This is a genomic window from Corynebacterium kroppenstedtii (genome assembly GCF_016894245.1).
Classification (GTDB): Bacteria; Actinomycetota; Actinomycetes; order Mycobacteriales; family Mycobacteriaceae; genus Corynebacterium.
Window position 1 is genome coordinate 1,385,150 of sequence record NZ_CP069792.1, and the last position, 25,047, is coordinate 1,410,196.

At 57.5% G+C, this 25,047-nt stretch carries 20 protein-coding genes; 15 read left to right on the plus strand and 5 right to left on the minus strand.

Features of this window, described 5'->3' with window-relative positions; all coding sequences use genetic code 11:
- The first annotated feature begins 38 nt into the window (after nucleotides 1–38).
- Nucleotides 39–614 (plus strand): DoxX family protein, encoded by a 576-nt coding sequence (locus tag I6J23_RS06085; RefSeq protein ID WP_204581324.1) that lies wholly within the window; start codon nucleotides 39–41, stop codon nucleotides 612–614.
- Nucleotides 615–728: 114 nt separating this feature from the next.
- Here the strand turns inward: I6J23_RS06085 and I6J23_RS06090 are convergent, their stop codons facing one another.
- Together I6J23_RS06090 and I6J23_RS06095 are read right to left on the minus strand one after the other, a co-directional pair.
- The gene (locus I6J23_RS06090; protein ID WP_204581325.1) at nucleotides 729–1,685 is read right to left on the minus strand and encodes a TIGR03089 family protein; all 957 of its coding nucleotides are present in this window, start codon (nucleotides 1,683–1,685) and stop codon (nucleotides 729–731) included.
- A gap of 88 nt (nucleotides 1,686–1,773) precedes the next feature.
- Complete coding sequence (locus I6J23_RS06095) at nucleotides 1,774–3,798, minus strand: LCP family protein (RefSeq protein ID WP_239454848.1); 2,025 nt, start codon at nucleotides 3,796–3,798, stop codon at nucleotides 1,774–1,776.
- 218 nt (nucleotides 3,799–4,016) lie between these two features.
- On the opposite strand from I6J23_RS06095, the gene I6J23_RS06100 reads away from it, so the two are divergent.
- The 4 genes from I6J23_RS06100 to I6J23_RS06115 all read left to right on the plus strand — a co-directional run bounded on the left by I6J23_RS06100 (nucleotide 4,017) and on the right by I6J23_RS06115 (nucleotide 8,302).
- Nucleotides 4,017–5,015: an SDR family oxidoreductase gene (locus tag I6J23_RS06100; RefSeq protein WP_204581326.1), complete on the plus strand. Its 999-nt coding sequence runs from the start codon at nucleotides 4,017–4,019 to the stop codon at nucleotides 5,013–5,015.
- A 79-nt stretch (nucleotides 5,016–5,094) separates the two neighbouring features.
- Complete coding sequence (locus I6J23_RS06105) at nucleotides 5,095–6,051, plus strand: glycosyltransferase family 2 protein (protein WP_204581327.1); 957 nt, start codon at nucleotides 5,095–5,097, stop codon at nucleotides 6,049–6,051.
- A 198-nt stretch (nucleotides 6,052–6,249) separates the two neighbouring features.
- Entirely contained in the window at nucleotides 6,250–7,401 is a 1,152-nt protein-coding gene (locus I6J23_RS06110) for a sugar phosphate nucleotidyltransferase (protein ID WP_239454849.1), read from the plus strand.
- A 589-nt stretch (nucleotides 7,402–7,990) separates the two neighbouring features.
- Nucleotides 7,991–8,302, plus strand: a complete 312-nt coding sequence (locus tag I6J23_RS06115) for a WhiB family transcriptional regulator (RefSeq protein ID WP_239455044.1) — start codon at nucleotides 7,991–7,993, stop codon at nucleotides 8,300–8,302.
- Nucleotides 8,303–8,387: 85 nt separating this feature from the next.
- On the opposite strand, the gene I6J23_RS06120 is transcribed toward I6J23_RS06115, so the two are convergent.
- Nucleotides 8,388–8,840, minus strand: coding sequence for a metallopeptidase family protein (locus tag I6J23_RS06120; RefSeq protein WP_012732132.1), 453 nt, complete (start codon nucleotides 8,838–8,840; stop codon nucleotides 8,388–8,390).
- Between the two features lie 85 nt (nucleotides 8,841–8,925).
- Between I6J23_RS06120 and I6J23_RS06125 the strand changes: the two genes are divergently transcribed.
- From I6J23_RS06125 to manA, 4 genes are all read left to right on the plus strand, one after another.
- Nucleotides 8,926–9,879 (plus strand): DUF3499 family protein, encoded by a 954-nt coding sequence (locus tag I6J23_RS06125; RefSeq protein ID WP_204581328.1) that lies wholly within the window; start codon nucleotides 8,926–8,928, stop codon nucleotides 9,877–9,879.
- A 60-nt stretch (nucleotides 9,880–9,939) separates the two neighbouring features.
- Nucleotides 9,940–11,319 (plus strand): phosphomannomutase/phosphoglucomutase, encoded by a 1,380-nt coding sequence (locus I6J23_RS06130; protein ID WP_204581329.1) that lies wholly within the window; start codon nucleotides 9,940–9,942, stop codon nucleotides 11,317–11,319.
- A gap of 11 nt (nucleotides 11,320–11,330) precedes the next feature.
- Complete coding sequence (locus I6J23_RS06135) at nucleotides 11,331–12,563, plus strand: hypothetical protein (RefSeq protein WP_204581330.1); 1,233 nt, start codon at nucleotides 11,331–11,333, stop codon at nucleotides 12,561–12,563.
- 103 nt (nucleotides 12,564–12,666) lie between these two features.
- A complete protein-coding gene (gene manA, locus I6J23_RS06140; protein ID WP_204581331.1) occupies nucleotides 12,667–14,001 on the plus strand; it encodes a mannose-6-phosphate isomerase, class I in 1,335 nt (444 codons plus the stop codon).
- A gap of 9 nt (nucleotides 14,002–14,010) precedes the next feature.
- On the opposite strand, the gene I6J23_RS06145 is transcribed toward manA, so the two are convergent.
- Nucleotides 14,011–15,402 carry a hypothetical protein gene (locus I6J23_RS06145; protein ID WP_204581332.1) on the minus strand — a complete coding sequence of 464 codons (1,392 nt, stop codon included), beginning with the start codon at nucleotides 15,400–15,402 and terminating at the stop codon, nucleotides 14,011–14,013.
- A 325-nt stretch (nucleotides 15,403–15,727) separates the two neighbouring features.
- Here I6J23_RS06145 and I6J23_RS06150 point away from each other — a divergent pair, with 325 nt between their 5' ends.
- The 3 genes from I6J23_RS06150 (at nucleotide 15,728) to I6J23_RS06160 (ending at nucleotide 17,734) form a co-directional block, all read left to right on the plus strand.
- Nucleotides 15,728–16,195 (plus strand): S-ribosylhomocysteine lyase, encoded by a 468-nt coding sequence (locus I6J23_RS06150; protein WP_204581333.1) that lies wholly within the window; start codon nucleotides 15,728–15,730, stop codon nucleotides 16,193–16,195.
- Entirely contained in the window at nucleotides 16,192–16,980 is a 789-nt protein-coding gene (gene mtnN, locus I6J23_RS06155; RefSeq protein WP_204581334.1) for a 5'-methylthioadenosine/S-adenosylhomocysteine nucleosidase, read from the plus strand. Before I6J23_RS06150 ends, mtnN begins: the two co-directional genes overlap by 4 nt.
- A gap of 94 nt (nucleotides 16,981–17,074) precedes the next feature.
- Nucleotides 17,075–17,734, plus strand: a complete 660-nt coding sequence (locus tag I6J23_RS06160; RefSeq protein WP_204581335.1) for a dTMP kinase — start codon at nucleotides 17,075–17,077, stop codon at nucleotides 17,732–17,734.
- An 87-nt stretch (nucleotides 17,735–17,821) separates the two neighbouring features.
- Here the strand turns inward: I6J23_RS06160 and I6J23_RS06165 are convergent, their stop codons facing one another.
- The gene (locus I6J23_RS06165; RefSeq protein WP_239454850.1) at nucleotides 17,822–19,966 is read right to left on the minus strand and encodes a 6-carboxyhexanoate--CoA ligase; all 2,145 of its coding nucleotides are present in this window, start codon (nucleotides 19,964–19,966) and stop codon (nucleotides 17,822–17,824) included.
- Between the two features lie 94 nt (nucleotides 19,967–20,060).
- Here I6J23_RS06165 and mtrA point away from each other — a divergent pair, with 94 nt between their 5' ends.
- Genes mtrA through lpqB form a run of 3 tightly spaced genes read left to right on the plus strand, consistent with a single transcriptional unit; the run spans nucleotide 20,061 to nucleotide 25,046 of the window.
- Nucleotides 20,061–20,735: an MtrAB system response regulator MtrA gene (mtrA, locus tag I6J23_RS06170; RefSeq protein WP_204581336.1), complete on the plus strand. Its 675-nt coding sequence runs from the start codon at nucleotides 20,061–20,063 to the stop codon at nucleotides 20,733–20,735.
- Nucleotides 20,728–23,151 carry an MtrAB system histidine kinase MtrB gene (gene mtrB / locus I6J23_RS06175; protein WP_239454851.1) on the plus strand — a complete coding sequence of 808 codons (2,424 nt, stop codon included), beginning with the start codon at nucleotides 20,728–20,730 and terminating at the stop codon, nucleotides 23,149–23,151. Before mtrA ends, mtrB begins: the two co-directional genes overlap by 8 nt.
- Complete coding sequence (lpqB, locus tag I6J23_RS06180; protein WP_204581337.1) at nucleotides 23,148–25,046, plus strand: MtrAB system accessory lipoprotein LpqB; 1,899 nt, start codon at nucleotides 23,148–23,150, stop codon at nucleotides 25,044–25,046. The genes mtrB and lpqB overlap by 4 nt, the downstream gene beginning before the upstream one ends.
- Nucleotide 25,047 lies beyond the last annotated feature (1 nt).

Here is a 25,047-nt window from a genome sequence, read left to right on the forward strand (position 1 = left end):
CTATTACTGAACCAATCCGACTCATGAGGTGAACATCTATGTCTAAGCTTCTGCGTTTCATTGGCCGCGCGGCCATCGCTCCTGTTTTTATCGTCGGCGGAAAGAACGCATTGGATAACTCTGAGCAGTTGTCTGGTGTTGTTGAGCAGGCCGCTGACAAGCTGGGAATTAAGGAACTTCCGGTTTCCTCCAACCTTCTTGTTCAAGCAAATGGTGTATCGATGATGGGCTTGGGAACTGCTCTGGGCCTTGGTATCTTCCCGCGCTTAGCAGCACTGGGCTTGGTGGGTTCCCTCGTGCCGACGACCTACGCCGGCCACCGCTTCTGGGAAGAAAAGGAACCGGAGAAGAAGAACACCCAGGCTCTAAGCTTCGCTCTGAATACCGCTATCGCCGGTGGTTTGCTGAACATCGTTGCGGCTCCGCGCACGAAGCACAAGGAAGTGTCTAAGAAGGAATCTCGCCGTGCACGCAAGGCAGAGAAGAAAGCTGCACGTGCAGAGCGTAAGGCCAAGGTTGAATCAGCCAAGACCAGTGGCTTGAAGAAAGTTGGCCACACCGGTGGGAAGCTGGCTTTCCTGACCAAGTGCCACTCGAACTGCCACTCCAAGTAAATTCTGTTTGGTAGTTTTTAGACGAAGCGGATGCCGACAAGGCATCCGCTTTTGTCGTGCGGTGATGTAGTCATGCCGGGCACTGGGTGGTGTCCCGATATCCCGATGCTGCCCTCAGTGCGGGTAATGGCCGATAGTGGCTTTTTCTGTTGCCGCAATATCGTGATAGCGGCCCTGATTCAGAATGGCATCGTGGCGCTGGTTGGCGTCTTTTTCATCGGAATAAATGACGAGCGACCCATTATTCATCCAGGTCCCGACGGCGACGACCAAGAAATCACGAATGGTTGGCCACGCGCCGAGAAGCGCACGGTGTGCCTGAAGTGCGTTGTCACTGGCGTGCGCTGCCACGTCACTGACGTTGATCTGCGTCTGGTACCAGTGCTGACCAGCGACGTAGAGTTCGCCGGCGGTCAGAGATCCGTTGTGGTCGCGAAGAACGATGTGGTCGGGGTTGTCCGCCCCAGCGTCGTCGCCCATAAAAGCATCCGGGCACAGGCGGGCCTCGCCGAAGAGATCTACCGGTTCCCCGATGCCAAGTTCGTCCAGGTCAACCCCAGTATCTTCAACTGAACGTCCGAAGGGGTCATCGGTGCAGAGATAAACCGAGGCCTCAGAATATGCCGTTATGTTGGCCGTATAGCGCAAGAATGCATTGTTGGCCCGCGTGCTGGCATCCTTCTCGTCGTCGGAGGGTGCTGCTTCGCCCAGTTCCGCGCTATTGGCCTCCTCACCCGAGGTCGCATGACGCAACGATTCAACGAACGCGACGAGGCCATCGGCCTCCGCGTCAGCAGCAGTCTCGTCGTCGACAAGTGTGACCCCAGCCCGAACCGCTCCAAGGATGACTGCGGCGGTTTGCCACCGGGCCGGCATAGCCACAGCGAGCGAGTCGCCGGGCTCCATCATGGCCTCGTCGAGAAAATAATTCCCGAGCTTGGACGCCCAATTGTCCAGGGTAATGGTGCTGAACTCCATCCGGGACGATTGTCGTGGTTCGGGGGCATCCACGTAGACAGTCAGGCGCGGCGCACTGGGGTCGTGGTTCAACGCAGCTCTCAGAAGGTCCATCAGTACTCCATTTCTAGGGTTGCGTCGTTGTCTAGGTCTCGCGTTGTTCCTCGGGCGTGCGTTTGACTAGTGCCCCGTCGCACATCGGTTAATTGACGCACTTGGGGCTGTCGCCAGCATCAAACTTCGGTGATTCACCGGGCTGAGTGTTGATGTCACCCTTCTCTCCAGGAGCCGCATCGCTACTGCTCCCGGCATATGCATCCCCGTCGTTGCTGTCGTCGGATTCTTCTCCATCAAGGTAATTCTGCAGAGAATCCTCGGTCTTGCCCGGCCCGGTGTAATCGTTAGTCAAGTACACGTTGATCTCGTTATCCGAGAGCGACGAGTCCTGTTCCACCTTGAGATGCAACTTCTGAGCCAGGAACTTTGCAGGACGAGAGTCGGGATCGGCAGCCTTAACGACGCTGGTTTGTGAGGTGCCTTCCATGTCATTGGCTGTGTTGCCTTCAGCGTAACCCTCGCTGGTGGCGATCTTCGAAATCCGGCTGGCCAGCCCAGTGATGGATGAGCCATTCGTCACTGTCACGGTGTATTGCGAGGCCATGAAGTCCCGTTCGATTGGTTCTTCGTCATCAGTCGAGCTCTCGGATTGTGACTCGTCCGAATCTTTGTGGTTATCGTCGCTCTTCTTTGGTGGTTCCTCGCCGACAGTTTTAGCGACGAACGCTTTCACGGCATCGGGATCGACCGTGACGATGGATTCTCCATTGTCACCCGTTCCATCTAAGCTGGTTGTCGGAATGGTTTGGAATGACACATGGCCGCCAGCAACATCCTGCATCTGCGTCGCAAAGCTCATGACATCCCAGTCGTTGTCTAAGACCACTGATCGCTCAACGGCTTCAGAAAGTTTCGAGATTTTCGACGTATTAGTCAGCGTTCCGGTCGAAAGAACCTTGTGAGCCAGTGACGCCATGAACGCTTGCTGTCGCGCGATGCGGTCAAGATCGCCACGAGGAAGACCGTGGCGCTGGCGGACGAAGGACAGAGCATCCGCCCCATCAAGGGTTTGTTTGCCCTTTTTGAAATGTGCTCCGGAGAAGTCATCATCAACGTCGTTATTCAGACATACCTCCACGCCACCGACAGCGTTGGTGAGTAGTACGAACCCCAGAAGCCCGACTTCGGCGTAATGATCGACTGTGATTCCCGTGAGGTTCGCCACGGCATCGATCAGTGCTGACCGGCCAGCTTCTGTTGACTCCTTATCGATATCGTCCTTGTCTTTCCCCTCCTCTTGGAGATCCTTTTCTTTTTCAAACTTGGTTGCCCCGAAAACCGCGTTGATCTTCGTATTGCCCAAGTCTTTTGTATGGATGTAGGAATCGCGGGGGATGGAGATCGCTGTTGCCGACGATCCGTCATTAGGTACACGGATGAGGACGATGGTGTCTGTATTGAGGGTTGCGACGTCGTCTCCGGCGCGGAGCATTTTCGCTTCTTCCTCACTTAATGGATTCCCTTTGGCATCGGTGCGTGAATCCGCGCCGACGAGGAGGATATCGGTGGCGCCGTCCTTAGCTTTGCCTTTTTCGCCCAGCTTGAGGTTTCCGGCGGAGGCCATCTCATTGCCCAAGCCACCAATTGCCTTATATCCGATGGCCGGCAGTATGACACAGACCAACGCCATAACCACTAAGAGCGACTTGACTGTCCGCGATCCCACCTGTTTGTGACTGGGGCGTGCATTCGGTGGCGCCTGAATGACTCTGGCACCGGCCGCCCGGTTCGCAGGGCGGCCCCGATTGCGTGACGGTTGGGAGGATTCCGCATAGGAAGTCCGCCGTCGGTACGCGTCGGTGGACCGATGGCGGTGATTGCCGCGCTCACGGGGGGTTCGGTCGCGTAAATTCTCGTGACCAGAGCGGTCCTCAGGGCTATGACGTGAGGAGGAATAGCGGGTAGATCCGTTGTAGCCGCGACGCCCAGCGCCAGGCTGGTCACTGCTGGCGTCAGTGGCCCCGGCTCCGGACGGATGTGACTCGTGGCGATATGAACCCCGCCGCGATGCATCGTCGCTGTGTTCATGCGACGAGCGTCCGTGTGAGTCGTCACCGCGCCAGTAATGTCCTTTCGGGCCCTGGCCCCGAGAATCGTCAGTCCTACCCATACAAAAAATTTCCTTTGGTCGATAACTATGCCTACACATTAAGGCGGCATGACCGTGAAGCTTTTCGAGAATATACAGCTTACGCTGTAGTTTATGCGAGACGCGAGAACCGTTTGGCATGTCGAACGTCATGACCGTTATGGCGGAGCACACATGGGGTGCGCACACGGGTGGTGTGAACCGGCTCCGTGTACACAGGCACAAGGAGATTAAGCAAAGTGAATATCCTCATCGCCGGAGGGCGAGGTCAACTCGGAACCGCGCTAGCAATGACCGCTCCGGCACCGGTATGTCGTGGGCGTATTTCGTGTTTAGGGCGGACGGAATTGGACATCACCAAGCAGGACGTCATTTATGATGTTCTGGGCTCGGAACAACCAGACATGATCATTAATGCTGCCGCCTACACCGCCGTGGATCGCGCCGAAGATCCTGCCCACCAGGACGTTGCACAAGCCGTCAACACGGATGGAGCAGCGTATATGGCGCAGGCGGCCGCGCAGGCGGGCATACCTTTTGTCCACATCTCGACGGATTACGTCTACGGCCAGAACGACCCAATAGACCGGGAGGGGAACGATCAGGCTGATAGTCAGACAGAAACCTCAGAGCCCTTCATTGGTGGACACACACCGTTGCGTGTGGATGCCCCCACTCACCCGCAGTCGGTTTATGGCCGTACCAAGTTAGCTGGGGACCGTGCTGTTCAGGCCGCATTTGAGAATACTGACGTCCCGTGTGTCATCGTCCGAACCGCGTGGGTTTATTCCGGATCGGCCTTACCTAACCACCACGATTTTGTTTCCACCATGATGCGCCTGGAACAGCAGTCCCGTAACGACGCTAGCCCCCACGTTCGCGTCGTTAATGATCAGTGGGGAAGCCCCACCAATGTTTTTGATCTTGCCCGGGGCCTGTGGGAGCTCTCGGGTGCCTCGTCAGCGACGATCAATTTTCCCGCAATCCTTGCCCCCGGCAGCATCGTGCATTGCACAGGGGCGGGAGCATGCACCTGGTGGGACGTGGCGCGTCGAGTATTTGCAGGTGTTGGGGCAGATCCGGATCGCGTTATCCCGATTTCGACCCAGGATTATCCAACGGCTGCGGCGCGTCCACAGTGGTCTGTCCTGGACAATTCGTCGTGGCTCGCGCTAGGGCTTACGCCATTACCGGCCTGGGAGGACGGTGTCGATCGTGCTGTCTCCGGTGCCTGTTGATCGCCCGAGGTTTTGAGTGCAGCTGGTCTCCCGAGGCGGACGTCAGAGTATCGAGTCATGTCTGGATATCGAGTACAGTATGGAACCTGTGAGCGATAAACAGGCAGAGTCACCAGCAGAACATCAGCTCAAGGGGGATCGAGCTCCACTAGCCATCGTGACCGTGACCTATTCGCCAGGGGATCACCTCCGTCATTTCCTTGATTCTCTTGCCGACGCGACCAGCCGGGAGTTCGTCGTCGTTATGGCTGATAATGGATCGACCGATGGCGCCCCGGAAGCAGCTGTGGCGCCCAATGTGGAGCTACTTCACACGGGCGGAAATGTAGGGTACGGAACCGCGGTGAACATTGCGGCTCGCCTGTTGGCCCGACGGCGGGGCCACGAGAATGCGGTGGATAGCGAATTCTTTGTGATCGCGAATCCCGATGTGGAGTTTTCGCCGGGGTCGATTGACCGCATGATTGAGGCAGCGTCTCGTCACCCGCGGGCCGGAGCGGTGGGGCCGAAAATCGTGGAGCCTGACGGCAATGTGTATCCGTCCGCCCGGGAAGTGCCGGAGGTTATTAGTGGGATCGGGCATGCGTTGCTGGGGCCGATATGGAAGAATAACCCCTGGTCAAAAAAGTATCGACGGGGTGCTGATCTTGACCGCGAACGGGAAGCGGGATGGGTGTCTGGTTCCTGCTTATTAGTGCGGTGGGATGCATTTGAATCCATCGGCGGGTTCGACGAGCGGTACTTCATGTATATGGAAGATGTTGATTTGGGTGATCGTATGACCCACGCCGGGTGGCAAAACATCTTCACTCCAGAAGCGACGGTGACTCACGCACAAGGCCATTCCGCGAATAAGCACAAATCAGCGATGCTTCCTGCCCATCATGACAGTGCCTACCGATTTCAGGCGGATAGGCACCCGGGGCTTCGATGGTTGCCGTTACGTGTCGCGCTGTGGTGCGGATTGAAAGCGCGAACTGGGATTTCTGTGGCGTGGGCTGGTCTGGATAGTCATACCAGAGGGCATCAGAGCTAAAGCTTTCGTGGATGTCGTGGGAATGGCCACGTCGTCGTCCCTAGGCGCGGGAGCACGGTTTTGTCCTAGGTGAGTGGTAGTTTAATCGCGAATCGTTGTACGCACGCGCGTCGGCCACTTTTCGCGCGTCCATTGATAGCGATGACACAGGCTGTTGACTCAGCTTAGTGTTACGCACGTGTAGAAAGGCATGAAAAAATGGTCGTTGATTTCAGGGGTGCCCATGGATGGGCACAGGATTCTGCAGATCAACAGCAACTAGAAGTCGGTGCGCATCTCGCGGAGAACACGGATGCTGTCATTCTTGTGGGGGGTAAAGGGACGCGCCTGCGTCCTTTGACGAATTCTGTCCCGAAGCCAATGATGCCGACGGCGGGGGTGCCTTTTCTTCAGCATTTGCTGGGCCGGATTAAAGCGGCCGGGATGACCCACGTCGTGCTGGGAACGTCGTTTAAAGCGGAAGTGTTCCAGGAACATTTTGGTGACGGCTCGGACCTCGGCCTGGAGATCGAGTATGTCGTTGAGGAAGAGGCCCTAGGCACGGGTGGTGGCATTCGTAACGTGCTGCCATCGCTTCGGCACGATAACGCGCTCGTTTTTAACGGCGATGTGTTGGGTGGCACGGATCTTCGCGCAGTTTTAGGCACTCATGCGACGAAGGATGCGGACGTCACCATGCATCTGGTGCGCGTTCCGGATCCGCGAGCATTTGGTTGCGTTCCGACAAATGAAGACGGCCGGGTGACGGCGTTCTTAGAGAAGACGATGGATCCGCCGACGGATCAAATCAATGCCGGTTGCTACGTCTTTAAGCGGGAGATTATTGGGCGCATTCCGGAAAACCGGGTTGTGTCCGTTGAGCGGGAAGTGTTCCCGAAACTCCTTGACGATGGTTTACGGGTGTATGGCCACGTTGACCAAGCATATTGGCGCGACATGGGTACGCCGGCCGATTTTGTCCGTGGTAGTTCGGACCTAGTTCGTGGCATTGCGTATTCGCCGATTTTAGTGGGGAAGACAGGGGAAGCTTTAGTGGACTCGTCGGCACAGATCGGCGGAGGTGCGCTCCTGCTCGGCGGCACCTACGTGGGCCGCGGGTGTGAAGTTGGCGGTGGCTCTCGCTTAGATACGACGGTTCTTTTCGACGGTGTTGAAGTTGAGGCAGGCGCAACCTTGGAGCGGTGCATCGTTGCCGCCGGAGCCAGGATTGGTGCTCGGGCTGTTCTTCGTGACGCGGTTATTGGCGAGGGAGCAGTGATCGGTGCGCGGTGCGAGCTCATCGATGGTGTCCGTGTGTGGCCCGGGGTGAATATCCCCGACAGTGGAATTAGGTTTTCTACCGACGTTTAGCCTCTGCGGCAGGGCTCTATCCCACCCATTGATGAAAAATTGGTAAGGAAACGTATATTAATCACGCAACGCCCATAGACCACAACATCTAGTGTTCTATGTGGCAAGTGTGAGGGTATGTCGTGTTTTCTTCAAAAAAGGGTCAATGCCACCATGTAACCCGTGTTACGGATGTTACTAAAGGGGTTTATGTGGTGTGTTTGTGCAGGTTACGGGGCTTGACGTATTCGAATTACACGTGTGTAATCGTCCTGTAGAAAGACTTTCCGCCGACACGGAAAATGTGCTTGGTTTGTTCTCATGAGAGTGGTAATGCCCGGTTTCGCTGGGCGAATCTGACTCTCTATCAGGGCGAAGGGCACAGACCGGGCGGAAAGTGTGCGAGAAGCTTGCCGTCTGACACAACATGAGACCCCACAAGATGTAGTGCTAGCTGGTCGGCCTGTTGACCGCATGAATGACCCTTGATGTGAATATCGCGACGCGTGCCAGTAGCCATCCACCCCGGCGCGCCCACGTCGTTTGACCAAAAAGGAGAGGCATGGCTGATTCATCCGCGCACTTCCCTCGCGCTACCCTCCATGCGCTCATGGGAGAGGAAGTTACACAGCCGGACCAGCCTGGTGACGCCTCCTACTCGTCCGACCTTGCCGAGGACTTTGATATCCTTTTCGATTCTGTGGAGCAAGAGTGGCAAGAACAAGCCCTTTGCGCAGAAACAGATCCCGAGGCTTTCTTTCCTGAGAAGGGTGGTTCAACCCGCGAGGCAAAACGCATTTGTAGAGCCTGCGCGGTTCGTGACGAATGCCTTGAATATGCCCTCGAGCATGACGAACGCTTCGGTATTTGGGGTGGGTTATCCGAGCGTGAGCGTCGACGCTTGAAGCGGCAGATCGGGTAAAAACTAGCCCCCGGCCCATCAGCATTCGCTGTTTACGCGGGCAGTGGCCTACGTCGGTTCGTGGTCAGGAGCCTCTACGCTCGCCTCATTCTAAATCCGGATCGATCATGCGCGGTTCGACGTTCAAATACGTGGCCACTAGTTTTCCGATGATGTAGTGGAGTAATTCCGAGCGCTCTGTCATGTTTTGTGTGCGCATTTCAATGGGGCGTCGGAAGACAACGATCCGGGGCCGCGTCGGACGGCCATCATCGTCGACACCGGCAGGTATCAGCCGGCCCAGAGGGACTGCGCCGTCGGCGACGACTTCGTCGGGCCATACCGTCGTCAATTGACGGGAGCGCATTCGTGGCACGGTGTCTAATGCGATGTCCAGGTGTTCTAATTCTTCCGACCATTGCTCGTGGATCGGGGCGTAGGCATCTAAAACGGCCTGGTCGAATTCTGCCGGGCGGCTGGTCCACCGCGGAACTTCGGGGGGCAAGATAGGCCCACGTATGCCACGACCGTGGCGCTCAGCTCGGCGGGAATAATCCATAACACCAACCCTAATGAACACCGCAGACAGGATGAATCATCCACGCCGTCGGTGTTGATGACATGGGCGGCTAGACTAATGCGTCGTGAACGAAAAGCGCGTGAATAAGAAGCGACTGTGCTGCCGCCCCGGTTGTGGCCGACCCGCAGCTGCGACCTTGGTGTATTCGCACGCGGAGGAAACAGTCATTGTCGGTCCCCTCTCGTCAGACGGCAATCCCCACAGCTGGGATTTGTGTGCCCACCATTCCACACAGTTCCGTCCGCCCGAAGGATGGACAGTTATTCGCGACGAACCCGACGTTGATGATGTCGATGAATTCACCGCGCTCTTGGATAGTGTCAATGATCCTCGGAGTGACGACCATCGTTTCAATGCTCGTTCTGGTTCTCGAGTCACCGAGGCACCCCAGGGTGCAGTTGCTGATATTCAAAACACCATTTCGCGCTTAAACGGACACAGGCACGGCCGCAGCGCCACCACCTCGGCAGAACCGTCGACTATGAGACCGCACGTCGACGGTTATGCCGCAGACGCTGACACCGATCCCGAGGATGACGCCGAGTGGGAGATCGAATCCCCTCTCCTGCAAGCGGCGAAGGAACGAGAGCGTCGCCGTCGCATGTGGCGAGGTCGCGGGGAAGAACCGACCGTGGAGTCCTCACACGGGAGGTCTGTCATCACGACGGGACAAACGGGCCGACACCGGCGGCCGGACAACCACCACGCGTCCCACGTCGCACCCCACAACCGGGCGGTATCCCATAGCCCTGAAACAGATCAGGAATTGTCGATAAGAACGATGCGTCACGGGGTTTCGGATCAGACCGGGGATGACCGCAAACAGTACGCGGGACAATACTCACGGTATGCGGAAAATCACGCGGATAACCACTCGGGCGCACGTGAAACCCTCCAGGGACAGTCATGGACGCATGAATCGTCGGACGTTCGGCACCCCTCACTGCACAACATTCCGGGGCGTAAGCGTGGTCACCTTCACGCTGTTCCGGACCCGGACCCGGATGGTGATAGGTGACATTGATAAGTCAACCCCGTGTAAGATAACTGCGAACATTATTCAGACGAAAGGATTCCCGTGCCTGCGCGCGATCGCTCATTTGTTGACTCCGTTATCAAGGCTTACGACGTCCGGGGGGTCGTCGGGGAGCACATCGATGAAGCTTTTGTGAAAGAAGTCGGCGCCGCGTTTGCTCGTCTGCTCCGGTCGGAGGGGGAATCCACAGTGGCCGTGGGACACGATATGAGGGAAAGCTCCCCGTCGTTGTCCGATGCCTTCGCCGAGGGAGTCATGGATCAGGGGCTCGACGTCGTCAAGGTGCATCTGTGCTCGACTGACGAGCTGTACTACGCCTCCGGGAGCATGACGTGTGCAGGAGCAATGTTCACCGCCTCCCACAATCCATCCCAGTACAACGGCATCAAGATGTGTCGCGCGGGAGCTCGGCCGGTGGGGGAGCAAACCGGATTAGCTGCGATCAAAGATGACCTCGTGCGCGGTGTTCCGGTGTATGACGGCGATCGGGGTAAATCCACAGACAAAGATGTGTTGCCCGGCTACGCAAAATTCCTCAATAGCCTCGTCGACCTGACCTCCTCGCGTCCCCTCGTTGTTGCAGTTGATGCCGGCAACGGGATGGGTGGATACACAGTTCCCGCAGTTCTGGGTGGCCTCCCTCTGGATATTCGCCCGTTGTACTTCGAACTTGACGGAACCTTCCCGAACCACGTGGCCAATCCCTTGGAGCCGAAGAATCTTGTGGATCTCCAGAAATTCGTGGTTGACCAGCATGCCGACATCGGCCTGGCCTTTGACGGCGACGCGGATCGGTGCTTCGTGGTTAACGAAAAGGGCAATCCTGTAACCCCGTCCGCGATCTGCGCTCTCATCGCCGAGCGCTATCTGAGTCAGAAGCCGGGGGCGACCATCATTCATAACCTGATTACGTCTCACACGGTTCCCGAAATGATCACGGAAAACGGTGGGAAGCCAGTGCGTACCCGCGTCGGTCATTCCTTCATTAAAGCGACGATGGCAGACACGGGCGCCATTTTCGGTGGTGAGCACTCTGCTCACTATTACTTCACCGAATTCTTCAATGCTGACTCCGGAATGTTGGCGGCCCTCCATGTGCTCGCCGCGCTGGGCTCACAGGACAAGCCCCTGTCGGAGCTAATGGACCACTACTCGCGGTACGAAGCCTCCGGTGAGATCAACTCTCGTTTGGATTCCGCTGAGGCGCAGCACGAGCGGGTCGAGGCCGTGCGTGCAGCGTACGCAGACCGTGCGACGAGTATGGATGAGCTTGACGGCCTCACTGTCGAACTTGGGGATGGTGAGTGGTTTAATGTGCGCGCCTCGAACACGGAACCCCTCCTCAGGTTGAACGCAGAGGCCAAGACCCGTGAGGAAGTTGATGCCCTCACCTCGGATGTTTTAGCGGTTATTCGCGCCTAGAATAGGCCGCTGTGTACCCCCGCGAAACGCTTGTAACGGTAGCTCAAGAAGGCGCGCGCATTCGTGCCGTTGCCCGATCACTATCTGATGTCATGGCAGTCATTGGTCGCCCGACGATCGAGAGCACGCCCGACGGCCCCAGCACAGAAAGTCTGCGTTCCGACTTCTTTGGTATCGCCGACGACGCTACCGACAATTCCTCTGAGGATCTCCGTTCCTTCGCGAAAAGTATTCCCGACGTTGCGCGTGGCGTCGTGATCGTGGCTTGTTCGGATAGCGCAGTCCACGCTGCTCGCGCCGCGGTCGCATTGATTCCGGATCCATCGGTACCCATCGTGGTGGTGGACCGTCTGCCCCGGTACGTGAGGGCGATGGATTGCGTGATTGTCCTGACGCCGGATCCTGCGGACCGTGAAGCGGAGGAAGCCGTGGTGCGGTGTCGGCAGGTGGGGGCGATGGTTATTGTGGCTGCACCGACGTCGGGACCTGTCGCGGAGGCAGGTAGGGGGTACGGCCTTGTTGTTCCGGACATTCCGGGTGCTGTCGAAGAATCGTGGGGGCGGTACGTGGCCACTGTGACGGGCGGGTGTGGCCTTGTCGGCCAGCTGCCGATTCAAGGTGTGCTGGATTATGCGGCAGATGCCGTCGATCGCGAGATGGAAGCTAGTGGTCCCGACCGTGACGAGTCCGTGAATCCTGCGCGTCAGCTGGGTTTGCGTATGAAAGATCACCGGGTGGTCATTGCAGGCGATGGCGCTACTCGGCATGTTGCCTCTTTCGCGGCAAGGCGGCTGCTCCAGCATGGCATTGTCGCTGCTACCGCCGATACAGCTGAGCTTGCCCGGTTCTATTCCTATCTTCACCGGGGGACGTCGATGGATACGGCGATCGATTCGTCGTCGGAAACGATGACCAGGTCGGGTAGTGGGGCTAGTAGTGACGTCGATAAGTCAATTTTTTATGATCCGTTTTTGGATGCTCCCGCGGTTCAGCCGCTGGCTGCCGTGGTGGTGCCGGGGCCAGGGGGATATTCAGGTCGGGGGAGAAATGATGAGCCTGATACGGGGGTGTCGCGGGCATATCCTTCGGAGCAGGAGCTCAGTAGACTCGATAGGTATTTTGATGCGCGGCCGGTGACAGTGGTGGATCTGACGGCATCGGATCTTCATTCCGCCGTCGCGTATATCTGTGTGTTGGCTGCGCGGTGCGCCGCCGCTGCTGCCTATGTTGTCGCTCAGGAGTGATGACGGTGTAGGTAGCTGTATGTAGTCGATATTGGTTATGGCCAGCACGTTATTTTGGCTAGCTCGTCACACTGCACGGTAGATATTTTTAACGGAGGTTTAGATGGTTCAGCCGCTCACTGGGGCAATTCGTACGTATCCGTGGGGGTCGCGCACGGCGATAGCGCAGATGGCTGGTCGGCCAACGCCGTCGGCCCACCCGGAGGCCGAAATGTGGTTTGGTGCCCATCCGGGCGCCCCGGCAACAGTGGACGGCGAACCCCTGGATGTTCTCATCGCTTCGGATTCCGTCAGTGCGCTGGGTGCTGGCATGTCCCGAGCGTACGAGGGACGGCTGCCGTTCTTACTCAAGTTGCTTGCGGCGGATAAGCCATTGAGTTTGCAAGCTCATCCGACGAAAGAGCAGGCAGAGGAGGGGTGTGCCCGGGAGGACACCCTGGGTATCGCACGTGATGCGTTGGAGCGGAATTATCGCGATGATAATCACAAGCCCGAATTGATCGTGGCACTCACTCAGTTCGATGCGATGTGTGGCTTCCGCCCGATTGAGCAGACCCTCAAGCTTTTCGACGCATTGTCCGTCCCGGAATTAGAGCGCTACCGCGTGTTGATCTCCGGGATTCTTCCCTCTGAAGGGTTGCGCAGCCTGGTCACAACGTGGATTACTCTCCCCTCTGACCAGCGCAAAACACTGATCGCTGCTGTCGTGGAGGGAGCTCGGGCCTACCGTGATACCGGTAAGACGGAATTCGCGATCGTGGCCGACCATCTGATCGAGCTGGCTGACCGTTACCCGTCCGACCCTGGCGTGCTCTGTGCGTTGTTGCTTAATCACATTCGTCTTGAACCAGGGGAGGGGATTTATCTCAACGCGGGCCAGTTGCACGCATACGTTCACGGGTTCGGCGTGGAGATCATGGCGAACTCGGACAACGTGCTGCGAGGCGGGTTGACCTCGAAGCATATTGATGTTCCCGAGTTGGTTCGCGTGTTGTCGTTTGATCCTCTGCCGGATCCTGTAATCACTCCGAATCGCTTGACGACGGGTGGTTCGGGGGAGTCTGCAGGTTCGCAGGCCTCTGCGCAGGGTGTTTATTATCCGACGCCGGCTCCTGAGTTCCGTTTGCAGCGCTGGGAGTTGAATTCGGGTCAATCCGTTGCGGTCTCGAGTGTGGCCACTGATGGACGATCATTGTCGGAGACATTGGTTGGGCCTGCGATTGTCTTGTGTACGCGCGGCACTGTTCATGTTTCGCAACCGTCAGTTGATGACGTACCAGCGTCGGAGGGTGGCGGCCACCTTCGCGGTGATGGTTTCGGGCCGCTGGATCTCACCCCCAGCCAGGCCGCGTGGGTTCCCGACGACGCAGAAAGCACTCTCGTGACGAATGATAGCGATGAGGTCGCTGAAATTTTCGTTGCGACGGTCGCAGGTTAGCCCGGGAGCTTATTCCTCAGAACCGTCGCCGGCGCTGTTCGGCCCAGCGCTGTTCGGCCCAGGGGTGTTTGCACCAGAGGTGTGCGGCACGGTGGGAGTGGGCGCCTCGCGAGTCGCTGAGGCAGCGTTGCCGGCAGACCGTGGTTGAGTGTCAGGTGTGCCAGTAGTGGTCGCGGTACGCTCCTGCGTCGGGACTCCATCCTCGTTGCTCTGGCCAGCGTTTTGGTTGCCCTGATTAGTTGGCGCTTGTATCGCACTCGGGTGGGTAGTCGTCGGTTGGGCAGCTCCCCCTCCAGAATGCGTGTCATTTGGATTATCCGTCGGAGTGGGTTCGTGTGACGGCTGAGCAGATGGTTCGGATGGCGTCGGCGCGTGCGACGAACCGTGGGAATCATCTGATGCGGGGGTGGGCTTCGCGCTACTAGACGGGTGGATGCTGTGCGGCTCCGAGGGGTTGGCGGGCTTTGTTATCTCCGTGGGGTTGTCCCCCTTGTTGTCCGCGATCCACACTCCATCTTTGTTTCGATACATGTGGACAGCTTCGGACTGTGCTTGTGCGGCCGACTTGTCGATAATTTCCCTAGCTTGGTGCAACTGACTATTGCTCAAGACGCGTTGCAGACTGTCGGGTGTGTTGGTAAACCACAGCCCGATCCCCGGCGCGTTATCTGAGTCCGCCGTGGAATCGCTGGCATTAGATGTGCCACTGTGCTGTCCCATCGAAGTGTTGCCGTTGTCCCGCGGAACACCGAGTGCACCGAGATGTGTTTCGCCCCGCTTGGTGCCGGGAGGCAAAATGGGATCCTCGTCCCACTGAGCGCTAGAGTTCGACTCCTCATGGGATTGTGAATTGTTCCCTTGTGAGTTGCTCTCGTGTGAGCGGTTCTCGTTCGAGCGTCGGTTGCTCTTATCGCCGCTGTTAGTCCGGTTGTTGGATTGGTTGCCTGACCGCGTGTCACTGTTGTTCTGAGCGTTCCCGGAGTTCTTTTTGCCTTGCCCAGAGTTGGACGTGCCACCATCGTTCGATCCTTGTGAACCGGCGGCTTCAACGTCGTTGGTCTTGTCGTTTGATGAGACCGATTCTGTATCGACGGTGGTGGGGTGCTTCGGGGTTGAGGAAGCCGTCTCGGGTGACGACAGCTTCCAGACGCCTACTCCGATAGCGCATGCGAAGACCAAGCCAGTTCCGACGAATGTGTAAATGGGAAGGCGACCGCGTGACGGCGGAGTGCCGTTATATACGACGCGTTCCGACGACACCGACTGAGATGTGTCACTGGAATGAGAAAACGAGGAATCGTCGGCGGATGATGCAGAGCGTGATGACGGGTTCGCGCGTAGTGAGTCCTCGGGCTGTTCGGACTCGGAATTATTCCCCGTGGTTGGATTGTTGTTGGTCAATCCGTGGCCTCCCTTGAGTGACGGCCGTCATCCCTTGTTTCCGCGGGAATTGGCACTCGCATCAATAACTGCGAAAGAGAATAACAAAAGAGTTACAAAATAGCTACGGACGTGCTGGTTTATGTGAGTAGCGCTGGCAGGCCGCGTTAGTGCACCATCAGGCCACGAAGGTAAAGGCAAAGCAGTGATAGCCTGGATTGCAGCGTGGGTAGAGTGCCATAAATGGGGCATGACATAAACTATAAAGTGATGAAAATCACTTCAAGAAGTGTCTCGAAACACAACGGTAGCTCGATATCTACCCACATTGTTAGGAGTGAACACTGTGCCAAAGAACGTTGAAAGCTTTGAATTAGACCACACGAAGGTGGCTGCGCCTTATATCCGGCGCGCATCCGATTACGAGATCGCTGATGGCCACACGATCGTCAAGTACGACCTGCGGTTCCGCCAGCCGAATAAGTCGCACATCGAGATGTCCACGATGCACGCGATCGAACACAGCATGGCCGAGGCACTCCGTGACCACTTAAAGGGAGTCATCGACTTTGGTCCGATGGGGTGCCAGACCGGCTTTTACTTGACCGTAGACACGACTGCCGACGGTCCCACCTGGGATGAAGTTGCCGACGCTGTCAAGAAGGCCATCGCGGATATTGAGAAGTGGGATTCCGTGCCCGGCGCGGGAATTAAGTCGTGCGGTTGGGCGGAGCATCACGATCTCGACGGCGCTAAAAAAGAGCTAGCGGACTTTGGCGCCCGCAGCGATGAGTGGAATCAGGTTTTCGCGTGAGCGGTGACGAACCATCGGTCATGTCCGACGTTCCACGCCCGGGGCGTACCTATGGCGAATCTGATTCATCCGTAGCTCTGCTTATTGCGGCGATGCCAGAGGAATTCGAGCCCCTGAAAGCTCGTTTGGGTGACGCGCGCAACGTCCAACTTCCCGGTATCCACGACGCAGTTATGGGGCGTCACGGTGGCAAGGACATCCTGCTGCTTCTCAGCGGTATCGGGTTGGTGAACGCGGCACACGCGGCCTCTGTCGGGTTGTGCTTAGGACCTTCTGTTGTTAGCGACGGATCGGGCCAGCCCGCCCAGCCTAGTGAGATCGGCTGCGTTATGTCGATCGGCACAGCCGGTGTTGTACCGGGGCGCGCCTCGATTGGCGACGTCGTGGTCAGCAACAAGGTTGTCCCGGGCGATTTTGATCTCACAGCGTTCGGCTATGAGCGCGGTCAGGTACCGGGTCTTACCGCAGGCTACCCAGGCGACCGCGATCTCTTAGCAGCCGCAGATGCCATTGGTGCGAAGGGGCTGGGATTCGTCAGCGTGGATCGCTTCGTCGGCATCCCCGAGGCCGACGCGATACGTGAGATTTTTCCGGACGCGTCCGTCGTCGATATGGAATCCTCGGCCCTCGCGCAGACGGCGGTTCTTCATGAAACGCCGTTTATCTCAGTGCGGTCGGTGACCGACGTCATAGGGGAGTCGGAAACGTCCGTGCATGTCGATGAGGTTGATAATTCCTCAGTCCGGGCGGCTGATGCCGCACTCGACATCCTTGGTCGCGTGTAGGACTTGCACCCGTTGGGGAATCCGCGCCTCCGTGTGCGGAAGGCGCATTGGCCTTACTGTCGAACATGTCCTGGCCGCGCGGTAGGCTCGGTGCATGATTGTTGCGTGTGAGGGCATCGACGGCGCTGGCAAGAACACCTTAGTCACGGCCATAGAAAAAGAGTTGGTGGAGAGGGAAAAGCCTGTCGCACTGGTGTCTTTTCCCCGCTATAGCGATTCTGTTCATGCCAAGTTAGCCCGATCTGCGCTGTATGGGGGGATGGGGGATCTCGTCGATTCGGCATGTGGAATGGCGACCCTCTTCGCCCTTGATCGGGCGGAGATCGCCGATGACATCGCGGAGTTGTCGGAAGACGGATACTTCGTGCTCATCGACCGTTTTGTGGCATCCAATGCTGCTTATGCCGCAGCGCGATCGGGGTGGGATGGGCAATCGCCGTCGCAGGACAACCCTATAGTGTCGTGGATTACTGAGCTCGAGTTCGAGCGGTTAGGCATTCCGGTTCCGGATCTTCACGTTTTCTTATCGACGCCACCGCGCCTCGCCTCTGAACGAGCAGAGGCCCGCGAGAGTGAGGATGCTTCCCGCGCTCGCGACGCGTTTGAGAAAGATAGTGATCTTCAGCAGCGGACTGCTGCGGCGTATGAAGCGTTAGCGCGCGACCAATGGCAGTCCCCGTGGATTGTTGTTGAGCCGGGTGAACTCACTCGGCAGGCCACGGACGTTGCCGAAGCCATCATGCGACATGCGTGATAGCTGCCTATCCCTTGCGCGACGGAAGGCGACGTCGCCTCGATGCGTATCGCGTTATCACTATCAAGCGTCACAACGGGTGAGACGTCACACTGAGTGAGGCATCAGGTCGTGCAGGGCGTCGACCAAGCGTTCAAGATCATCGTGCGTGTGGGTTGCCATCGTCGTCACGCGGAGAATCGCCCGTCCGCGGGGGACCGTGGGATACCGAATCCCGGGGACGTGGAATCCGCGGTCGGATAGGCCTTGGGAAATGCGAACGGCATCGGCTTCGTCGCCAATAAAAATCGGAATGATCGGTGTGCTATCGCTCGTCCCATCGACCAGTGGGATACCGTGCTCTCGTAGCTGATCGCGCAGGTAGCGGGAATTATCCTGCAGCTGGTGGACACGTTCGGGCTCGTGCAGAATTGTCATGACCGCTGCTTGTGTCGCCGCCACCGAGGCCGGTGCTGAGGACGTAGAAAACACATAGCCGCGTGCGCGATTTCGCAAGAACTCAGCCACCGGGGTGGAACAGCACACTGCTGCGCCTTCCGATCCGAGGGCCTTGGATGCGGTAATGACGAGCAGGTCCGGGCGCACATCAGAGTCATCTGATAATTCTGCTTCGGCCGAACTATCTGCGCCGCGTGAACGATCCACGTCACCATTCTGACGTCGAGCGTCGCTCCAATACTCGATGATGCCGCGACCAGTTCTCCCCAGTGTTCCCGTGCCATGCGCATCGTCGATAAGGACCCATGAACCATGAGCTCGGGCTAGTCGCATGATGCTGGGTAGCGGGGCGATGTCGCCATTCATGGAAAATACGCCGTCCGACACAATGAGTGTTCTGGGGCTTGCGCACTGGGTGAGTGCGTTGTCAAGGTGCTCCATGTCTTTGTGGGGGTAAATATGCACCTCTGCGTTTCCCCGAGTAGCCATTCGGATGCCATCAATGAGGCTCGCGTGGTTGAGCTCATCGGAGAATATGGTCATTCCGGGCGTGTGTGCGGGGGCGGTTCTGGGGGTCTCGGGGATATCAGTAGCCAGGGTGGCCAGAACAGCACCGTTTGCTTGATACCCGGTACCGAACAGCACGGCGTCGTCGTACCCGGTGAACTCGGCTAGGGTTCGTTCCGTACTGGTGTGGATGGTGAAGTTCCCTGTGGTGAGGCGGCTACCACCAGTTCCGGCGCCAAAGCGGTTGAGGGCATCGGTTGCGGCTGCGATGACATTGGGATGTTCACTCAGTCCCAGATAATTGCTGGAAGAGAAGAGCACGGTGTCGGATCCCGACACTGTTGTGTGTGGTGTAGGCGCAGATGAGAATTCCAGCGGATAACGCCGCAAACCCCTGTTTTCCCACGTGGTGAGGGATCGTTCGGCGAAGGTTGTGAGATCAGTAGCAGGGGTGGGGTCGGATGTGTCACGGTGCGGTGAATGAGTGCCCTGTGGTGGCCATGGGATGCCATGCACAATGACCGCCGTGTTCTCGAGATAGTTTATGCAGTCAGCAATGTCGTCGTCAGTTCCCCGCACAAGGAACACCCGTCCGCCCTGGGGGCTGCCCATGGGTTTGATGTTCTCAATCCGCACGTAACATCCCGGTGTGCTCACATATCCGGTGGTGTACTCGGGGTCATCAGAAATACACAGCTCCGCGCACACAGCGGGGTGGTACTGCACTTTCGACGCCAGCGTCAACGCCTCACAGTAATACGGTTTCGACGCCACCGAGGACGACATTTCCTTAGCAGCGTCGGCCCCGGCTGGCATGTCGTTATCCAACGCCGTCACACGTACTCCGCGGATATCTTTCGTATCTCGGCGCTCGCCGGTATCGGCGTCAAGGAGCATCGCGCCACGCATCCCCCGGATACGTGTCAGAACTTCGAGTGCGTGCTTTGCGGTAGGAATCCCCACTTCGCGGAGGATATTTGTAATGGTGTGGTGTGCGTCGTCGACAGTCTTGGTATGGCGCGTCTCGCGGGTGAGAGCGGGAATATGCGTGATCTCGTCCTCATCGACACGGTGAACACTGACAACAACATCGTCGGGTTGCCCATTCGAGTGTGTCCATGCTCGGTGTTCTAATTCGGCCACGGTACGCATGATGTCGGATGCGGACACAATGCGCTCTGCACCAGAGATATGCCGATCAGAATGGTCACATGATGTACCGCCATTGTTGTTGGGCGATGAAGAGACTCGTGCGCTCGCCCGCATTTTGATGCTAAATCGCACCATATACTCCTTTTATCAGGATCTGATGAAGGGTACTACCCGGAGCTATCGTAAGTTGCTGCGACTGTGTCTCAGCCATATGCCAGAATATATAAATATGAAGACAAAGATCCTCGTTGTCGATGATGACCCAGCCATTGCGGAAATGCTCATGATCGTCCTTCAAGGTGAAGGGTTCGATACGGTCGTGGTGGGTGATGGTGCAGAGGCCGTTACTGCCGCATCCAACGAGGAACCGGATCTCATTTTGCTCGACGTCATGCTGCCCAGCATGAACGGGGTTGATGTGTGCCGGGCTATACGTAAGTCGTCAGCAGTGCCCATCGTGATGTTGAGTGCTCGGACTGACACTGTCGACGTTGTCTTGGGTCTGGAGTCCGGCGCGGACGATTACATCAATAAACCGTTTAAGCCGAAAGAACTTGTTGCGCGCGTCCGTGCGCAGTTGCGGCGACGCGAACAAGCCACGGGAGATACCATCCACGTCGGTGATTTGGTTATTGACGTCCCGGGACACATCGTGAAACGCGATGGTAAGGAAATTTCATTAACTCCCATTGAGTTCGACCTACTCACCCAATTGGCTAGCCGGCCGAAGCAAGTGCTCACGCGTGAGGAACTGCTCAGGGAAGTATGGGGGTATAAGCAGCCCACGGACACCCGTGTTTTGAATGTTCATATCAACCGCTTACGGATCAAGGTCGAAAAGGATCACAAAAATCCGAAGCTAATCCAGGCTGTCCGAGGAGTGGGTTACAAGATCGGTGAGTAGCGGTAATCCAGAGTCCCGTCCGGGACGATTGCGACACCCCCTCTTTGATCCGAAGAATCAAGAGGGGCTTAGCGCGCTGGTCCGCCCTTCGCTGCGCGATAATGACCCCGACGGGCACAGCCACTGGCCACTGAGCATCAGGCGTGTGTGGCGTCGAATAATAGACAAGTGGCAGACATCCGCCCAGGTGAAGACCGTGGGGCGGATGTTTATTGCGTCAGCCATCGTCCTGTTCGTTCTGTGCTTCACACTCATTTCTTTTATGACGACTCGGCTCACCCAATCCAAGGTAGAGGCCGCTCAAGACGGCATCGATAGAGCCCGTCGCGCCGTGGAGCAGCAGATCGACGCGTCGGATACCTCTAACTCAGTTCAGGTGCGTATCAACGCAGCCAGGACTGCCCTGACCGAGCGCGGTGGGGGATCCGAGACGTCGGATTCGTCATCCGGACCGGTCAACTCAGCCTATGAGCCGGTTCTGATTGCGCCGGATATCAACGGTGAGGACGTCGTTTCTCCTGACAACGCTCAAATACCGAAAAGCCTCAGGAATTTTATTCACGACAATCAAGTCGCGTACCAGTTCGATACGCTGCGACGCCCCGATGGCAGTCGATATAAAGCCTTGATTATTGGCTCCCCGGTGTCCTCTGATGTGCAGGGGCTGGAGCTGTATTTGATCTTGCCGATGGATAATGATGAATCCACCTTGGCACTGATGCGCGGGCTGATATCCAGTGGCGGGATTATTCTGCTAGTCGTGCTGGTCGGCATCGTCTGGACATTCGCACAGCAGGTCACCACCCCTGTGCGTACGGCCAGCCGTACTGCTGAAAGGTTTTCTCAAGGGCACTTGAGTGAACGCATGGCCGTGAACGGCCGTGACGAGATGGCGCGCTTGGCCACGAGTTTTAACTCCATGGCAGACTCGCTATCTAAGCAGATTAAACAGCTCGAAGAGTATGGTGACCTGCAAAAACAGTTCACGTCGGATGTGTCTCACGAACTGAGGTCACCTTTGACGACGGTTCGGATGGCTGCGGACATCATCGAAGACAACGCCGACAATCTTGACCCCGTGATGCGTCGTGCCTCGTCGTTGATGAATAAGGAATTGGGGCGTTTCGAGGGGCTGCTCAGCGACCTTCTGGACATTTCCCGACACGATTCCGGAGTTGAGGAGTTGTCGCTCGAACAGGTTGATTTGCTGGGTGCGTTGCATGATGCGTGGCTGCTGAACGTCCAACTGGCGAAGAAACTCAACGTCCTTGTGCGTTTCCATGTGCCCAGCGAGCCACTGTTTATGCCCATTGATACTCGACGGGTCCAACGCATTTTCCGCAATCTCATTGAGAACGCGCTGGACCATGCCGAAGGTAAGCCCGTCGATATCGCTGTTCGACGCAATGATCGGGCGGTATCGATCATCGTGTTGGATCACGGTGTCGGGTTGAAAGCGGGCGAAGAAGAGCTCGTTTTCAACCGGTTTTGGCGTGCCGATCCTTCCCGTGTGCGCCACCGTGGGGGCACCGGACTGGGCCTGGCCATTGCTCGCGAAAACGCCGCCTTGCATGGTGGAAAACTCGACGCCATTGGCGAAATTAAGGTCGGCTCCTGTTTCCGCCTAACACTCCCGATCGATCCCGACGTTCCTGTCACTGCGGATGACGCTGCCTTGGATCTCGCTGTGGGGGAGGAGGCCGACGCAACTTTAGCGGCTTACCCGGAGCTGGTCGTGAAGACGTATGGTGCTGTCGACCACGCCGTCACTGAACCAACCGACGGCGAGGTGGCTGCCGGTGATGACGCTCTACTTGGTGATGATGTGCGCACTGGTGGCGATGCCAATGTTGGTGGCGAGCCCAGCGGTGCAGGCGCAGCGGATGCTGATACGGCTGCCGAACGCGGAGCGTCAGATGGTCAGCAGGCGTTATTCGCGCCGTCGACAGAGTTCACCCTGAGTGAATCCACACAGAACTCTCAGGCAGAAAGTTCGGATGTGGATGAGTCGAGTGAGGCCAGTGTGCCATCAGCCGAGCAGACTGAGAAACCAGCCGAATCTGTACAACCAACAGTGGCCCCGGACGAGATGACCCCAGATGAAGTCATTCTGAGTGAACAACGGGCGACGATACATCTTGGCTCCGACGCCGGTAGTGAGGTTGAAAACAGTGCTGTGACCGGCGAGGAAGCCGTAGATACTGTTGGTGCCGAATCCCGTGAAAACAATTCTTCCGCTGAAAACGATTATTACGATACGGAGTTAGAGGAAATTAGCGAAGAAGAACTCCGTGCGGCCGCTGAAATGGATGACTTTGACCCTGAACCGTCCGAGGCACGGCCTGTCGACACACCCGCTGATACTGACTCCTTTACCGATACTGCTCATCCCACCGCCACTGAGGAGGACCAATGATGAACAAGCCGTGGCCCTCGTCGCGACGGGGCCGTGTCGTTGCCGTCAGCACAGCATTCTGTGTCGCGGTGGCGTCGTCATTATCAGGGTGTGCCACCTTGCCCGGTCACAGCGATCCGAAAGCAATCCGGTCCTATGCGCCGGGGGAATCTGGAACAACGGTTCCCGGGCCCCAAAAGGGAGACGCCCCCGACGAAGTGCTCCGCGGATTTTTCTCGGCCTCGGCGCATCCTTCGCACAGTCACAAGGCTGCTCGCGCGTTCCTGACCACCAAGTCGTCAGATTCATGGAAAGACGGCAATGATGCGTTCATCGTTCAGCAGCTCAACATTAATTCCTCCGGTAAACCGTCGGATGATGAAGCCACATTCGATGTGTCGGGCTCCACAGTGGGCGTGCTGGGCGATGGGGGAACGTTCACCCCACGGAGCGGCTTCTACCGTTCTCAATTCAAATTGAAGAAAGTGAACGGGGAATGGAGGATCTCATCGGTTCCCGAGGGCATCATTCTGCAGAGTATCGACTTCGAACAGACCTATCGGGCCTACTCGGTGTACTTCTTGGATCACACCGGGCGATACTTGGTATCCGACCGACGGTGGATCTATTCCCAGCAGGACACGATTGAGTCAAGCCTTATGTCGCTGCTTGCTAGCGGGCCACGCCAGGAACTCGCGCCCGGCATCGGTACCGCGTTACCTGCGGGAACATCAATCACTGCGAAAAGTGAAAAAGACGGTGGATCTACTGTCGACATTAAGGGGCTATCCCAAGTCAGTAGCGATGACCGCCAAAAAATTGCCGGGCAAATAGTGTGGACACTTATTCACGCTGACGTGCGCGGACCATTCACCCTCATGGCGGATGGAGCGCCCCTGCTTGATCAGACGCACAAATCGCTGAGCGCGTCCGACGTCGCGGACCTCAATCCTGAGCCGTCAGACATGAAAACCCTCCACGCCGTTGCGAACGGAAATATCGTGACGATTTCGGATTCGGGTGCGGCTGTTGACCATGGCCCGTTCGGGCATGCTGGCACAATTCTCTCCGCTGGGATTACTCCGAATGGTGGTCTAGCTGCCGCCGTGGAGCGCGATAACACCGGTGACGATGACGAAGACAACGGCCAGCCAGGAAAAGATAGCAGTGTGTTGCGGATCGGGCACCTAATGGATACCGACGCCGCCAGCCGGAAACCCGCGGAAGAATCCGATGAGGCGGGGCAACCCATTGTGCGGGGTCAAACGCTTACGCGCCCCTCGTGGTCAGAAAACGGAACAGTGGCGTGGACTGTTGCCAATGGTAAGGAAATCCACCGCGTTGAATACCAAACCGGGACGGACAGCAAGTCCGGTTCCGGTAGCGTCAAGAACGAATACATCGTGGATAATGACGCCCTTCGTGGCCAGTTACGCAGTGACGACGACGGTGACGATGAAAATAACGACCATAAAATCAGCGAATTCCGCGTTGCTAACGACGGTGTGCGGGCGGCCATGATCATCGGTGGTCGTGTGTTCACTGCGATCATCGCGCCGGGCGAGGGCGGCAAGCGGCGCATCATGTCCCCTCGTGAGCTGAGGGAGGTTTTTGTGGGGGACACCGCGACGAGTGTGGATTGGCAACCAGATGGTTCGCTCTTAATTGGCACGCAGTCACAAGACGCGCCGATATGGAGCGTTCAACCCGACGGCTCCGATGCCACGAGGTTGACCTCGAACAATGTGCAGGCCCCGGTATCGGCGGTGGCCTCCGCCCGCAATGAGCTCTACATCACTGATTCGCGTTCTGTACTCCAGCTAGAACGGAACAACTCCTCGGATACAGCAACGCAGAACTGGCGTGAAGTGCCTGGCCTTCAGGGCGTTCGCGCGCAGCCGATCGTCTCCCGGTAAC